At 74.3% G+C, this 13,792-nt stretch carries 16 protein-coding genes and 1 other RNA gene; 4 read left to right on the forward strand and 13 right to left on the reverse strand.

Translation table 11 applies throughout. The annotated features are described in order from the left end of the window. Positions 1 to 308, reverse strand: a 308-nt coding sequence (locus ACYVJ4_RS15040; protein WP_460460953.1) for a hypothetical protein, incomplete at its 3' end; no start/stop codon positions are given. A gap of 202 nt (positions 309 to 510) precedes the next feature. Between ACYVJ4_RS15040 and ACYVJ4_RS15045 the strand changes: the two genes are divergently transcribed. Further along, complete coding sequence (locus ACYVJ4_RS15045; RefSeq protein WP_460460954.1) at positions 511 to 750, forward strand: helix-turn-helix transcriptional regulator; 240 nt, start codon at positions 511 to 513, stop codon at positions 748 to 750. 15 nt (positions 751 to 765) lie between these two features. Here ACYVJ4_RS15045 and rnpB read toward each other — a convergent pair. The 4 genes from rnpB to ACYVJ4_RS15065 all read right to left on the reverse strand — a co-directional run bounded on the left by rnpB (position 766) and on the right by ACYVJ4_RS15065 (position 5,186). Further along, an RNA gene (rnpB, locus tag ACYVJ4_RS15050) (RNase P RNA component class A) lies at positions 766 to 1,144 on the reverse strand. A gap of 21 nt (positions 1,145 to 1,165) precedes the next feature. After that, entirely contained in the window at positions 1,166 to 2,299 is a 1,134-nt protein-coding gene (locus ACYVJ4_RS15055; RefSeq protein ID WP_460460955.1) for a hypothetical protein, read from the reverse strand. 4 nt (positions 2,300 to 2,303) lie between these two features. Further along, positions 2,304 to 3,707 (reverse strand): uracil-xanthine permease family protein, encoded by a 1,404-nt coding sequence (locus ACYVJ4_RS15060; protein ID WP_460460956.1) that lies wholly within the window; start codon positions 3,705 to 3,707, stop codon positions 2,304 to 2,306. A gap of 42 nt (positions 3,708 to 3,749) precedes the next feature. Beyond that, the gene (locus ACYVJ4_RS15065) at positions 3,750 to 5,186 is read right to left on the reverse strand and encodes an RNB domain-containing ribonuclease (RefSeq protein ID WP_460460957.1); all 1,437 of its coding nucleotides are present in this window, start codon (positions 5,184 to 5,186) and stop codon (positions 3,750 to 3,752) included. Positions 5,187 to 5,263: 77 nt separating this feature from the next. On the opposite strand from ACYVJ4_RS15065, the gene ACYVJ4_RS15070 reads away from it, so the two are divergent. From ACYVJ4_RS15070 to ACYVJ4_RS15080, 3 genes are all read left to right on the forward strand, one after another. Then, the gene (locus ACYVJ4_RS15070) at positions 5,264 to 6,040 is read left to right on the forward strand and encodes a YaaA family protein (RefSeq protein WP_460460958.1); all 777 of its coding nucleotides are present in this window, start codon (positions 5,264 to 5,266) and stop codon (positions 6,038 to 6,040) included. Between the two features lies 1 nt (position 6,041). Beyond that, entirely contained in the window at positions 6,042 to 7,163 is a 1,122-nt protein-coding gene (locus tag ACYVJ4_RS15075; protein WP_460460959.1) for an ArsB/NhaD family transporter, read from the forward strand. Between the two features lie 96 nt (positions 7,164 to 7,259). Beyond that, positions 7,260 to 7,412: a hypothetical protein gene (locus tag ACYVJ4_RS15080; RefSeq protein WP_460460960.1), complete on the forward strand. Its 153-nt coding sequence runs from the start codon at positions 7,260 to 7,262 to the stop codon at positions 7,410 to 7,412. Positions 7,413 to 7,520: 108 nt separating this feature from the next. On the opposite strand, the gene ACYVJ4_RS15085 is transcribed toward ACYVJ4_RS15080, so the two are convergent. From ACYVJ4_RS15085 to ACYVJ4_RS15120, 8 genes are all read right to left on the reverse strand, one after another. After that, positions 7,521 to 8,003: a hypothetical protein gene (locus ACYVJ4_RS15085; protein ID WP_460460961.1), complete on the reverse strand. Its 483-nt coding sequence runs from the start codon at positions 8,001 to 8,003 to the stop codon at positions 7,521 to 7,523. 10 nt (positions 8,004 to 8,013) lie between these two features. Continuing rightward, positions 8,014 to 8,376: a response regulator gene (locus ACYVJ4_RS15090; RefSeq protein ID WP_460460962.1), complete on the reverse strand. Its 363-nt coding sequence runs from the start codon at positions 8,374 to 8,376 to the stop codon at positions 8,014 to 8,016. Beyond that, positions 8,373 to 8,864 carry a chemotaxis protein CheX gene (locus ACYVJ4_RS15095; RefSeq protein ID WP_460460963.1) on the reverse strand — a complete coding sequence of 164 codons (492 nt, stop codon included), beginning with the start codon at positions 8,862 to 8,864 and terminating at the stop codon, positions 8,373 to 8,375. Before ACYVJ4_RS15095 ends, ACYVJ4_RS15090 begins: the two co-directional genes overlap by 4 nt. Then, positions 8,861 to 9,256, reverse strand: coding sequence for a response regulator (locus ACYVJ4_RS15100; RefSeq protein ID WP_460460964.1), 396 nt, complete (start codon positions 9,254 to 9,256; stop codon positions 8,861 to 8,863). Before ACYVJ4_RS15100 ends, ACYVJ4_RS15095 begins: the two co-directional genes overlap by 4 nt. Continuing rightward, complete coding sequence (locus ACYVJ4_RS15105) at positions 9,256 to 10,092, reverse strand: CheR family methyltransferase (protein ID WP_460460965.1); 837 nt, start codon at positions 10,090 to 10,092, stop codon at positions 9,256 to 9,258. The genes ACYVJ4_RS15100 and ACYVJ4_RS15105 overlap by 1 nt, the downstream gene beginning before the upstream one ends. Further along, positions 10,089 to 11,240 (reverse strand): protein-glutamate methylesterase/protein-glutamine glutaminase, encoded by a 1,152-nt coding sequence (locus ACYVJ4_RS15110; RefSeq protein ID WP_460460966.1) that lies wholly within the window; start codon positions 11,238 to 11,240, stop codon positions 10,089 to 10,091. Before ACYVJ4_RS15110 ends, ACYVJ4_RS15105 begins: the two co-directional genes overlap by 4 nt. Before the next feature lie 45 nt (positions 11,241 to 11,285). Beyond that, a complete protein-coding gene (locus ACYVJ4_RS15115) occupies positions 11,286 to 12,590 on the reverse strand; it encodes an MFS transporter (protein ID WP_460460967.1) in 1,305 nt (434 codons plus the stop codon). Between the two features lie 61 nt (positions 12,591 to 12,651). Further along, positions 12,652 to 13,575 carry a hypothetical protein gene (locus ACYVJ4_RS15120; protein ID WP_460460968.1) on the reverse strand — a complete coding sequence of 308 codons (924 nt, stop codon included), beginning with the start codon at positions 13,573 to 13,575 and terminating at the stop codon, positions 12,652 to 12,654. Between the last annotated feature and the right edge of the window lie 217 nt (positions 13,576 to 13,792).

Here is a 13,792-nt window from a genome sequence, read left to right on the forward strand (position 1 = left end):
ACGGCGCGCTCGGACTTGGTGAGCGTCTCGGCGCGCGGCGGCAGCACGAACGGGCCGAGCGGGATCCGCTGGCCGGCCACCTGCAGCACCGTGCGCACCGGGACGTCGAGCGCCAGCGCGATGCCCTGCGCGACCTCGTGCGTGATGGCACCGGAGTGCCGGCCGATCTTGAGCAGCCGCAGCGTCTCGTACGACACCTTCCCCTCCGACCGGGCCGCGGCCCGGCGGGTCGGCATCGGTCCCCGACGGTCGCCCAGCTCGCGCAGCCGCCGCTCCACCAGCTGCTGCAGGTCCCCCACGTCCTTCACGGCACTCCCTCCGACACGCCGGACCCGTGACAAGTCGGACGACGTCACAGGCGGCCAGCGGCGCGCTGACCTGGGTCGCATCATCGAGGGCAACTTGTCGGCCTGACAAGTGAACTGCACCGGCACGGATGACGCTTGTCGGTGTCGGTCCGGACCGGCACGATGGGCGCTCCACCGACCGACGTCGAGCCCGGGGGCAGGGATGAGAGTCAAGGACGGTGCGGCGATCCGACGACGCCGCGAACGGCAGGGCCTGAGCCAGCGCGACCTCGCGTTCTTGTGCCGGCCCTGCTCGCAGACCACGATCTACCTGCTCGAGAGCGGGCGGATGGCGACGCTCAGCGAGACGTTGGCCGTGCGCCTGGCCAAGCGGCTCGACGTCCCGGTCGACCAGCTGTTCGCCGACCGCGAGGACGCACCGGTCCCCCGGGCGACGGCGTGACCGGCGCTCGTGGTGCGGACGAGCCAGCCGGTACGCCGGGTCCTGTCCCCGCGCCGGGTTGCCCCTGCGCGGGTGGCGACCATCCATCTCGACGTGCTGTTGCCAGCACGTTCCAGCGGTCTACCCGGGAGCTCGGGCGGGCCGCCCTCGAACGCTCCCTGTCTGACCTTGCTCCGGGTGGGGTTTGCCGAGCCACCCCCGTCACCGGGGGTGCTGGTGGTCTCTTACACCACCGTTTCACCCTTGCTCGACCGGCGGACCGGTCGGGCGGTCTGTTCTCTGTGGCACTGTCCCGCGGGTCACCCCGGGTGGGCGTTACCCACCACCCTGCCCTGCGGAGCCCGGACGTTCCTCGGCACCGGCGAGCCGGTGACGCGGTCGCCTGGCTGACTCGTCCGCGGGTCGATCCTAGCCGCTAGCCGGACGTCGGCGTGGCGGTCCACAGGTGCCGCTCCCCCGCTCCGTCCTGCGTCAGCGCCCAGAGGTCCGGGCCGACGGCGGTCAGAGCCACGACGGCACCCGACGGCGCGGTCGCGGTCCGGGTCGGTCCTGGCCCGAACCGCACCAGGGTCGCCGGACCACCCGCGTCCGCCAGCAGCCAGTCGAAGCCGGCCAGGCGGGCGACCGCGACGGCCCGCACGGGACCGCGGAGCGCCGAGCCCGCGCTCTCGAGGTCGGCGCCGGTCACCGCGCCGCGCCCGACCTGCCAGGCGTCGAGCCGGCCGCCGACCGTCCCGGCCACCAGGCACCCGACGTCGTCGCAGGCGAGATCCAGCGCACCGGAGTCGACGTCCGGGTCGTCGGCGTCGACCGGCAGCTCGTCACGCACCGCCGTGCCCTCGGGGCCGACCCAGAAGACGGCGGGGCGGTCGACCACCCGGCCACCCCCTAGGTGCGTGACCGAGCCCGCGACCACCACGACGTCGCCGGCCACGTCGGCCGCCGCCGGGCGGGCGAGCTCGGTCGGCGAGCTGGCCAGGCCCGGCACGGCGTCCGCGCGGTGCCAGGTGTCGCCGTCCGACGTCCAGGTCGCGATGCCCGCGGGGCGGCCGCCGGCCGCCCACGAGCCGACCACGACGTCACGACCGGGCGCACTCACGACGTCGCCGAGCCCGATGGCGCTCGGGCCGCCGAACGTCTCGAAGGTCTGCACGGTCTCGCGCAGGCCGGCGCGGCTGCCGGTCCAGGTGGTCCAGCGCGGGTTGCCGTGCGCGCCGCCGACCGCCCGGCCGAGCGCCACCACGTGCCCGTCGCGCGTCGCGACGTGCACCAGGTCGGCCCGACCGCCGTAGTAGGTCGCCGCGCGCAGGGGCACCGGCGTCCAGCTCTGGACGCCGTCGAGCGCCCACAGCGCCGGCGCCGCCCTTCGCGCGTGGCCGGACACGAGCAGGGCGCGGCCGTCGGACGCGAGCGCCGTCAGCGAGGCGCCCACGGGTGCCGCGACCGGTCGCCAGGTGAGCGCGACCGGCTCGGGGTGTGCGTCGGCGGCCGAGGCGCAGCCGGCGAGCCCGAGCGCGACCGTCCCCGCGGCCAGCAGCAGCACGCGCACGGGGCTACCGCAGCCGGCGGCGCGTGCGTTGCTTCGGCGCCGTGCCGACCAGCACCGCGAAGAACCGGGCCAGGTGGTAGAGCCCGATGGTGACGACGCTGCCGAGCGCGATGCCGGTGAAGCTGAAGTTCTCGCCGAACTTCAGCGAGATCCCGCCGCCGGCGATGGCGACGACCACGCCGCCGGCGACCGGCACGAGGTTGAGCGGCTCGCCGAAGTCGACCTTGTTGACCAGCCAGATCTTGGCGCCCAGCAGGCCGATCATCCCGTACAGCACCACGGTGATCCCGCCGATGACGCCGCCCGGCGTCGCTTCGATCACCGCGCCGAACTTGGGCGAGAGCCCCATGACGATCGCGATCACCGCCGCCACGTAGTACGCGGCCACGGAGTACACGCGGGTCGCGGCCATGACGCCGATGTTCTCGGCGTACGTGGTGGTCGGCGCGCTGCCGACGGCGCTGGCGAGCACGGTCGTGAGGCCGTCGGCGGCGATGGTGCGGCCGACGTACGGGTCGAGGTCGCGGTCGACCATCTGCGAGACGGCCTTCACGTGACCCAGGTTCTCGGCGACCAGCGCGACCACCGCGGGCACCACCAGGAGGACGAAGACCAGGTGGAACTCGGGCAGGTGCCACCCAACGATCGGCGTGCCGTCCGCCGTCACGCCGCCGGTGTGCGTCGGGAAGCCGAACCACCGGGCGTCGCCGACGTGCGACCAGTCGACGCGGTCGCGCGTGCGCAGGGTGAGGGTGTTGGGGTCCAGCGAGTTGATCGGCCCGGTGAGCCGGTCGAGGACGAACGAGAGCACGTAGCCGAAGACCAGCCCGATCAGCACCGCGATGCGGCCGACGAACCCGCGCCCGGCCACCAGCAGCACCGTGACGAAGACCATCGTCACGAACGCGACCCAGCGGTCCTGGGGCCAGAACTTCTGACCCACCAGCGGCGCCAGCGCCAGGCCGATCAGCATGACGACCGCACCGGTGACGACGGGCGGCAGCACCGCCTCGACGACGCGGGCGCCCAGGAAGTGGATCATCAGGCCCACCAGCGCCAGGACGACGCCCGCCACCAGGATCGAGCCGGTGACGTCGGGCTGCATGCCGCCCTGGTTGTAGATCGCCGTCGCGCCGCCGACGAAGGACGCCGACGAGCCGAGGTAGCTCGGCACCTTCCCGCGCACGATCAGCAGGAACAGGATGGTCGAGACGCCGCTCGTCATGATCGCCAGCTGCGGGTCCAGGCCCATCGACACCGGGAACAAGAACGTGGCGCCGAACATCGCCACCACGTGCTGGGCGCCGAAGCCGATGGTGCGCGGCCACGACAGCCGCTCCTCGGGCAGGACGACGGGACGCTCGCGCACGTGGCGGCCCGACCGGCGGGCGTTGAACTCCAACGTCACGGTGGATCTGCTTCCGCTCGACCGACCCGGCCGAGGGATGCCTCAGGCCGGGCTGAACTCCACGCGCCGCTGCTCGACGTCCGCCGTGGTCAGGCGCACGCGCAGTCTCGCACCCAGCTGCACGTCGCCCTGCACGGGAGCGAGCACCGGCGGGTCCAGCAATTGAACGCTGCCACCGGGTCCCTTGTCCTTGAGATCGACGACGACGCCCTCGAACGTCTCACCGACCCGGTGGGCCAGCACCGCGGCCTCGACGGCGTCCGTGCACGCGCGCTCGAGCGCTCCGGCCTGGTGGTCGGACGACGCCATCACCTCGGGCAGCTGCGGCAAGGTCTCGCGCACCCAGCCCGGCACCTCGACGTCCCGGCACAGCGCCTCGCACACCACCAGGCCGAACCGGTCGACCAGCCGGCGCAGCGGCGCGGTGACGTGCGCGTACTGGTCGGCCACCGCCCCGTGCGTCGTCGCCTCGGGCACGTCGCCGTCGAACGGCGTGTAGCCGGCGCCGCGGAAGAGCGCGGTCGCCTCGTGGATCAGCGCGAGGTGCTTCGGGTCGTCGCGGTCGAGCGAGCGCAGGAACACGCCGTACGGCTGCTCGGCCGGCCAGCGCGCGCCGAGCGCGGCGGCCTGGCGGCGGAAGCGGGCCAGCGCGCCGTGCGTCGGGGCGGGCATCGTGCGCAGGATGCCGACCTGCCCGGCCAGCATGATGTCGGCCGCCGCCATCCCGGTGAGCAGCGAGATCTGCGCGTTCCAGTCCTCGACGGCGGAGGCAGGACGCAGCCGCAGGGCGTAGTGGTGGTCCTCGAGCACGACGTCCTGCTCGGGCAGCGGCAGGCTCGACCCGCCGCGCTCGACCTCGAGGGCGATCCGCGCCTCGCCCACCGCGCGCAGCAGGTCGAGGCGCTCGTCGCCGCGGCCGGCGTCGACGTCGGCCTGCAGGCTCTCGTAGTCGAGCCGGTCGACGCTGCGCACCATCGCGCGGGCCACGTCGGCCGAGCGCAGCTCGCCGCGCGCGTCGAGCTGCAGGTCCCACACGAACGCGGGCCGCACCTGGTCGGGCAGCAGGCTGCCGGCGTCCTCGCTGATCCGCGGCGGGTGCAGCGGCGTGCGGGCGTCCGGCGCGTAGAGGGTCTGGCCGCGCCGTCGCGCCTCGGCGTCGACCGGGCCGCCCGGCGGCACGAACGCCGGCACGTCGGCGATGGCGTACAGCACGCGATACCCGTCGCCGTCGCGCGCCAGGTGCATCGCCTGGTCGAGGTCGGTCGACCCCTTCGGGTCGATGGTGAAGAACGGCACGTCGGTGCGGTCGGACGTCGGCAGGTCGGGGTGCGCGGCCGCCTCGTCGGCTGCCACGAGGACGTCGGCCGGGAACTCCGCCGGGACGTCGAGCTCGGCCCGGATCGCGTCGAAGACCCGCTCGAGGGTGTGCTCGCCCGTCGCACCGGACGCCGTCGTGAGCCGCACTCGTCGCTGAGCCATGGCCGTCACCCTATTGCGGAGCGCGCCGGTCAACACCCTGGCGCGACCGGCCGGCCGGCGCCGCCTAGGCTCGCCGCGTGCTGGTGCTGCTGCCTCCGTCCGAGGGCAAGACCCGACCGGGGACGCGCCGCTCCCCCGTCGACCTGCCCCGCCTCGGCTGGCCCGAGCTCACCGCGGCGCGCGAGCAGGTCCTCGACGCGCTGGCGGCGGCCAGCGCAGGCCCCGACGCCCTCGACGTCCTCGGCGTGGGCGCCTCGCTCGCGGACGACGTCGCGGCCAACACCCGGCTGCGCAGCGCGCCCGCCGCCCCGGCCGGCGAGGTCTACAGCGGTGTCCTCTACGACGCGCTCGGGCTGGCGAGCCTGACCGCGACCGCCCGTCGTCGCGCCAACCGGCGGCTGGTGGTCGTGTCAGCGCTCTGGGGTGCGGTGCGGATGACCGACCGCATCCCGGCCTACCGGCTCGCGATGGGTGTCTCCCTGCCCGGGGTCGGGCCGCTCGCCACCTTCTGGCGACCGCGCCTCGACCAGCCGCTCGCCGCGGCCGCGGGTCGGGGCCTCGTCGTGGACTGCCGCTCGTCGACCTACCAGGCTGCCTGGACACCCCCCGCCGGCCTCGCGCGGCGCACCGTCGCCGTCCGGGTGCTCAGCGAGGTCGACGGACGCCGCACCGTCGTCTCGCACATGGCCAAGCACACCCGCGGCCTCGTCACCCGCCACCTGCTCGAGCGGGACGACGAGCCGCGCTCGGCCGCGGCGCTCGCCAGCGCGGTGGGCGAGGCGTTCCGCTGCGAGCTCGTGGCCCCGCCACGACCCGGCCGCCCCTGGACGCTCGACGTCGTCGTCGAGGGCTGACGTGCCGACGCTGACCGCGGCCACGCTCACCGCCGGCCTGGGTGACGAGCTGCTGCACCGGGTCCTGCCGGTGCTGCTGTTCCTCGTGGCCATCACGGTCGTCGCCGAGCTGGCCGAGGTCGCGGGCGTCTTCGAGGTGGCGTCGTCCGCCGCGGCCCGGGCGGCGCGCGGGCGGGTGTGGACCCTCTGGGCGCTGGTCGTGGTGCTCGCGACGGCGGCGACCGTCGTCCTCTCGCTCGACACCACCGCCGTGCTGCTCACCCCGGTGGTGCTGGTGCTGGCCCGGCGGCTGCAGGTCTCGACGGCCGCGTTCGCGATGACGACGGTCTGGCTGGCCAACACGGCCTCGCTGCTGCTGCCGGTGTCGAACCTGACCAACCTGCTCTCGCTGCACCGGTTGCAGGCCTTGGGCGTGGACGTCGGCGGGTACGTCCGGCTGACCTGGCTGCCCGCGCTGCTCGCCGTCCTGGTGACCGTGGCCGTGCTCGCCGTGATGTTCCGGCGCGAGCTGGGCGGTCGCTACGTGGCGCAGCCGGTCCGCGAGCCGCACGACCGCCAGCTGCTCTGGGCGGCGGGCGTCGTGTGCGTGCTCCTCGGGCCGGCGTTCGTCACCGGGGTGCCGGTGGCGTGGCCGGCCGGGATCGCGGCCGTGCTGCTGGTCGCGCTCTTCGCGTGGCGCGACCGGGCGCACCTGCGCCTCTCGCTCGTGCCGTGGCAGGCGGTCGTCGTCGTCACCGTGCTGTTCACCGTCGTCCACGTGCTGGGCCAAGCCGGGCTCAGCGACCTGCTCGCCCGCGCGGCCGGCGACGGCGAGGGCTTCGGTCCCTACCTGCGGCTGTCGGCGGCCGGCGCCGTCGCGGCCAACGCGATCGACAACCTGCCGGCCTACCTGGCGCTGGAGCCGGCGGCCGGCCCCTCGCCGGCGCGGCTGGTGGCGCTGCTCGTCGGCGTCAACTGCGGACCGCTCGTGACGTTGTGGGCCTCGCTGGCCACGCTGCTGTGGCGCGAGCGCTGCCGCGCGCGCGGGGCCGACGTCAGCTGGTGGCGGTTCGCGCTGCGGGGCATGGTGCTCGTGCCGCTGCTGCTGCTGGCCTGCAGCGCCGGCCTCGCCCTCACCGCCTGACGCCCGAACTCCGTCGTCCGTCCACGAGCTGATCGACACCTGCGGCGCCCAGGCCTACGCTCGGAGCGAGCGATCCTGAGCCCGCAGGAGGTCGACATGCCCGCCCCGACACCTGCCGCACCACCGCGGCTGCCGATGATGTGCGCGCTCGACCTGGACGAGCACCCCACGCACGCCTGGCGCGATCATCTGGTCGCCGCGGGGTCGCTGGTCGCGTTCGTGTGCCTCGCCTACGTGCTCAGCCTCTGACACCGCGGCGCCGATCGCCCTCTTCGCAGCCGTCATCGCAGCCGGCACGTCGTGATCACGATCGTGCGGCTGCGATGTCGGGTGCGATGACCCGGGAGGCGGGGCGCGTCAGACGGGGAGGACGGAGATGATGGACAGGTCGCCGCTGCCGTAGCCCTTGGGTGCCACGGTGACGTCGAGCCGCCCGGTGAGGGTGAGCGTCCACTCGACCAGGTCGGCCGGCAGCGTCTCGCCCGGACGGTGCACGTGGTACAGCCGCTGGTGGACGTCGGAGTGCTCGTTGATCGTGCCGGCGAGCACGTTGAGCAGCTCGTTCGCGTTCTCCTGCAACGACTCCGGCAGCACGCCGTCCTCGACCGCCGCCTCCGCGCCTCCGGGCGGCACCAGCCCGAGGGCGGCCCCGACGTTCGCGGTCAGCGGGAAGTCCATGACGACGACGGACGTCAGCTGGTTGGCGTCGTCCACGTACACGGCGGTGCAGGGGCCGGGGGTCGCGCCCATGTCGACGCGGCGTCCGTACGAGAGCGTCACCTCGCGGCCGAGCAGCCCCTCGAAGAGCTCCTTGACCGACTGGTTGGAGGGGAGTGCCACGACGTCCCCCTCAGCCCAGCACCGGCTGGAGGGCGTCGCGGAAGCCCTCCGGGGTGAACGGCTTGACGATGACGAAGCGCGCGCCGGCGTTCTGCGCGACCTCGCGCATGTCGTCCGAGCCCTCCGAGGTGACGAACCCGAACTCGATCCCGTTGCCCGAGCCGCGCAGCGAGCGCAGCAGCTCGATGCCGGTCATGTTCGGCATGTTCCAGTCCGAGAGCACCAGGTCGGGTGCGTGCTCGTCGATCTTCGCCAGCGCGTCGACGCCGTCGACCGCCTCCACGACCTCGTGGCCGTCGTACCCCGCCTGCCGCAGCGTGCGCACGACGATCTGCCGCATCACCCTGCTGTCGTCCACGACCAGGAGCCTCATGAGCCCTGACCTCCGTCCTTCTCGTCGTCCTGCGATGTCACGTCCACCAGCTGCCACACGGCGACCCGCGCCACGTGGTCCTGCCACTCGATCCCGTTGCGGCACACCAGGACTGCTCCGGCCGGCACCAGACCTCGACCCACGCGAGGCAGCCCGAGCCGCTCGGCGCCGGGCACCAGCGCCTTGACGTTGCCGCCCAGCACGTTCGCGACCTCGCCCAGCGCGTCCTCGACGTCCTCGGACGTCGGCGCGTCCGCCTCGTCCAGGGCGAGCATCGTGCGCGCCAGGGCGTCCGCGGCGGCCGGCGGGCAGGTGACGGTCACCAGCCCGCTCCACCCGCCGTGCAGGGCCACGCCCGCGGTGAGCGCGTCGTCCAGGCCGAAGGCGTGCTCGGCGCGCAGCACCGGCGACCCGAGCAGCGACTCCCAGATCTCGACGACGATCTCCCAGACCGCGTCGGCCGAGACCACCGGCGCCAGCGCCGTCACGGCGCGCCCCCGGCGCCGGCGGCCACGGGCACCAGCCCGAGCAGCACCAGCTTGTCGCGCAGCGCGTCGGCGGTGAACGGCTTGATGAGGTACTCGTGCGCCCCTGCGGCGAGCGCGCGGACGATCTGCGACTGCTCGCTCTCGGTGGTGACCATCATCAGCGTGACGTCGCGCCACTCGCGCCGCTGGCGCACGTGGGTCACGAACGTCAGCCCGTCCATCACCGGCATGTTCCAGTCGATGCACGCCAGGTCGGGCAGCGGTCCGGCCTCGAGGACGCCGAGCGCCTCCTTGCCGTCACCCGCCTCCACGACCTCGTACCCGAGGTCGACGAGGATGCGCGAGACGATGCGCCGCATCGCCCGCGAGTCGTCGATGACGAGTGCTCGCATCAGCCGTCCTTCCTGTCCTGCGTCATCCGGTACACCGAGCTGCGGCCCACGGCCACGCGCTCCCACGCGTCGTCCACGCCCATCGTGGTCTCGGTCGCGCCGAGGAACAGCACGCCGTCGGGCGCCAGCACCTCCCGCACGCGCGCGAGCACCTCGCGCTTGGTGGGCAGGTCGAAGTAGATGAGGACGTTGCGCAGGAACACCACGTCGAAGCGGCCGCCCAGGTGGGGGAAGGGCCGGACGAGGTTCAGCTGCCGGAACGTCGTGAGCGCGCCCAGCTCGCGGGTGACCCGCCACGCGGTGCCGTCGCGCTCGAACCAGCGCACGAGGTGCGTCGCCGGCAGGCCACGGTTCATCTCGAGCTGGTTGTACCGGCCCTCGCGGCTGCGCTCGACCATCTCGAGCGACAGGTCGGTGCCGAGCACCTCGAGGTGCCAGCCGGCCAGGGCCGGTGTCTCGGCCAGCACCATGGCGAGGCTGTACGGCTCCTGCCCGCTCGAGCAGGCGGCCGACCAGACGCGCAGGCGGCGGGACGTCGCGCGGTCCGCCACCAACCGGGGCAGCACGGTGCCGCGCAACCCCTGGAACGGCTCGTTGTCGCGGAACCACGAGGTCTCGTTCGTCGTGAGCGCCTCGACGATCTCGCGGACGATCGGGCCGGTCGGCTGGCGGCGGGCCCGGGCCACGTAGGCGTCGATGTCGGCGTCGCCCTGCGCCCGCGCGAGCGGCAGCAGGCGGGACTCGACGAGGTACTCCTTGCCCGGCGCGAGCACGATGGCGCTCTCCCGGCGTACCAGGTCGCAGACGAAGCCGAACGCCTCCGGGGCGATCGTCACCGTGCACCACCCACCGGGCTGCCGGCCTGGCTGCCGGCCGTGACCCGACGCGCGACCGCCGCCGCCAGCAGCGGCAGCGGCAGCACCTCCTCGGCCGCCCCGGCCTGCGCCACGGCGCCGGGCATGCCCCACACGACGGACGTCTCGGCGTCCTGCACGAGCACGCTCCCGCCGGCGGCGACGACGTCCTGGCTGCCGCGCTTGCCGTCCGACCCCATGCCGGTCAGGACGACGGCGAGGACGTCGGGCCCGAACACCTCGGCGGTCGAGCGGAACAGCACGTCGACGGCCGGCCGGCAGAAGTTCTCGGGCGGCTGCTGGTCGAGGACCGTGATCACAGACGTCTCGCGACGGCGCAGCCGCAGGTGGAAGTCACCCGGCGCGACGTAGACGTGGCCCGGCTGGAGGCGCTCGCCCCCCGCGGACTCCACCACGGTGAACGGCAGGTTGCGGTCCAGCCGCGCGGCGAACTGCCGGGTGAACACCGGCGGCATGTGCTGGACGACGACCACGGGCACGGGCAGGTCGGCGGGCAGCGCGGCGAGGAACGTCGACAGCGCCTCGGGACCACCGGTGGAGCAGCCGACCGCGAGGACCCGGTAGGGCGTCTCGCGGTTGCGCCGGGCGGCCAGCGTCGGCGCGGGGGCAGCAGCGGCGGGTGCCGGCGCCGTGCGCGCAGCCGGCACCAGGGCCGGACGGGCGGTCGTGGCCGGCGGGACCGCCGCCGGGCGCAGCGGCCGGCGCGGCACCAGGGCCTTGATCTTGGGGACGAGCTCGCGACGCACCTGCTCGAGCGACTCGGCCAGGCTGCCGACGTTCGCGGGCTTGGTGACGTAGTCGCTGGCGCCGGCCTCGAGGGCGTCCAGGGTCGCGGTCGCCCCGCGCTCGGTCAGCGTGCTGAACATGATGACCGGCAACCGGTGGCCCTGGGCCCGCATCTCGCGCAGGGCGGTCAGGCCGTCCATCTCCGGCATCTCGACGTCGAGGGTCACCAGGTCGGGCGACACCTGCGCGAGCTTGGTCAGCGCCAGGCGGCCGTTGGGCGCGGTCCCGACGACCTCGATGTCGGGGTCGGAGCCCAGGACGTCGCTGACGAGCCGCCGCACGACGACCGAGTCGTCGACGACGAGGACACGCACAGGCGGCACAGCTGCTCCTCGGATCGCGCCGGCCCTGCTGCGGCCGGCACCGTCCTATCGGCCGGACTCGTCCCGACCTGAGCCCGCGCCGTCCGAGACGTCGTCCGGGATCCCGTCCGCGAGCGGTTCGTCGGCCGCGTCGGTGTGCGCGATGTGCGCCAGCTGGCGCCAGATGAGGACGACGAACACCGCCGACCCGACGAACGCGAACCAGAACGGCGCGGTGACGCCGTAGCGCTGGGCCAGCGCACCGCCGATGGCCGACCCGACCACCAACCCGCCGAAGACGCCGACCAGGTTGACGCTGCCGACCCGCCCCTGCAGGGACGACGGCACCGCCCGCTGGCGCACCGTCACCGACGTCGTCCCCCACACGAACGCGTGCGCGCCGAACACGAAGAACACCGGCATGGCCACCCACGGGCTGCTGGTCAGCGCGAGCACCAGGTGCGTCAGCGTCTCGATGACGAGGCCGACCCGCATCAGGTCGCCCAGGCTGACCCGTCGGGTGATCCACCCGTAGCAGCCGGTGCCGAGCAGCCCGCCGAGCGCGCTCACCGTCGTGACCAGCCCGAAGCCGACCTCGCCCAGCCCCAGGTGCCTCGTGGCGTAGAGCACCAGCACCGACCAGGCCGCGCCGAAGGTGATGTTGAACGTGAAGATCGTCAGCACCAGGGTGCGCACGGCCGCGTGGTGCACGACCCAGCGGAAGCCCTCGGCGATGTCGTGGTGGATCCGGCTCTTCTCGTCGCTCTCGCGCCGGTGCGGCGGCAGCACGACGCGCGACACGAGCACCGCGCCGAGCGCGACGACGAGGGCCTGCGCGCCGAACGCCCAGGCCGCGCCCACCGTGAACAGCAGCGCGCCGAGCGGCGGTCCGGCGAGCTGGTTCACCGTGATGAACCCGGCCGACAGGCGCGAGTTCGCGACGGCCAGGTCGTCGCGCGCCACGACCATCGGCAGCAGGGTCTGCGAGGCGTTGTCGGCGAAGACCTCCGCCGTGCCGAGCAGGAACAGCGCGACCAGCACCCCGGCGATCGAGACCCGGTCGGTCGCCACCGCCGCCACGAGCACGCCCAGGACGCCGGCGCGCACCAGGTCGACGACCACCACCAGCAGCCGCCGGTCGACCCGGTCGGTGACCGCACCGGCCAGCAGCCCCAGCAACAGCGGGGGCAGCCACTGCACCGTCGCGGCCAGGGCGACGAGCCCGGGATCGTGCGTCAGCGAGGCCACCAGCAGGGGCCCGGCGGCCAGCCCGATGCCGTCCCCGAGGTTCGACGTCCAGGACGACGCGAGCAGCCAGCGGAAGCCCGACCCCAGGCGGGCGGGCACGACGGTCTCGACGAGGCGGCTCACAAGCCCGCCAGCCTAGGTCGTGCGAGCGGCCCGGGGCACGCAGGTTTTCGCGGGGTGCGGGTCAGCCGCGACCGGGCTGGGCGCCACGGGCCAGCTGCCACGGGCGCAGCAGCACCGCGAGCTCGTCGTCGCCGAGGATGTCGGCCACGGTCAGCGCCTGCAGGGTGCCGCTCAGCGCGTTCCACGAGCCCTCGGCGGCGTCCTGGGCCGTGAAGCCGGCGTGCCGGAACGCGATCACGCCCTGCAGCTGCGAGGCGGCCGCCGTCCGCACGCGGCCCGACAGGTGGGCGGCCCATCCGGCGTCGTGCATGGCCGCCGTCCACGCGCCGCTGCCCGATCGCAGCAGGTCGACCGCCGCGCGCCAGTCGTCGCGGTCGCGCGCCGACCAGGTCGAGACCTCCTCGAGCACCCGGCCCACACGGCCCTCGGCCCCGGGCAGGGCGGCCGCCCCGGCGTAGCCGCGGACGGCGCTGAGGTAGGGCGTGGCCAGGTGGCGCCGCACGCCGTCGTCGAGCAGGTCCGAGCAGTACGCCGACGCCGCGGCGTCGACCAGCACGTCGGCGGCGAACCGGTCGCGCAGCCGCTGCACCGAGACGTCGTTGATGGACTCCCACGTCCAGTCCAGCAGCTCGCGGCGCACCAGCCGGTCGAGCGCGTCCAGGTCGCCGATGGGCGCGCCCGACAGGCGGGTCATCAGCTCGAGCCCGCGCTCGGTCTCGCCGCCGCTCGTCAGGTCGAGCACCTGGGCCGACAGGTCCAGCGTGCTCGAGAGCCGGGGCCGGGTCAGCGAGGCCGCGTGGACGACGTCCCAGCAGCCCTGCCGGCAGCTGCCGGCATGCGCGTTCGCCAGCCGTTGCAGCTCGCCCTCGTCCGCCGCGAGGGCGTGCAGCAGCACCTCGGCGGCGTTCGGTCCGCCGTCCAGTCGTGCCAGGTCGAACCCCAGCGCGGCAGCGCTGACCATCGTGTAGGCCACGTCGTGCTCCACCCCGTCCCTCGGTGGGCACAGCCTCGCGGTTCGCCGCCCGGCCCGCCACGCGCACGGCCGGCACGCCACCCGGACGAACGATCGGTCCTGCGGTGGGTCGCCGCCGGTCACGCAGCGTGCGCGCTACCAGCGGAAGCGGGACACCTCGTGACGCAGGTCGGCGGCCATGCGGGTGAGCTCGTCGATCGCGACCCGGGACTGCCCGACCGCCTCGGTC

The organism is Angustibacter peucedani (genome assembly GCF_054779595.1).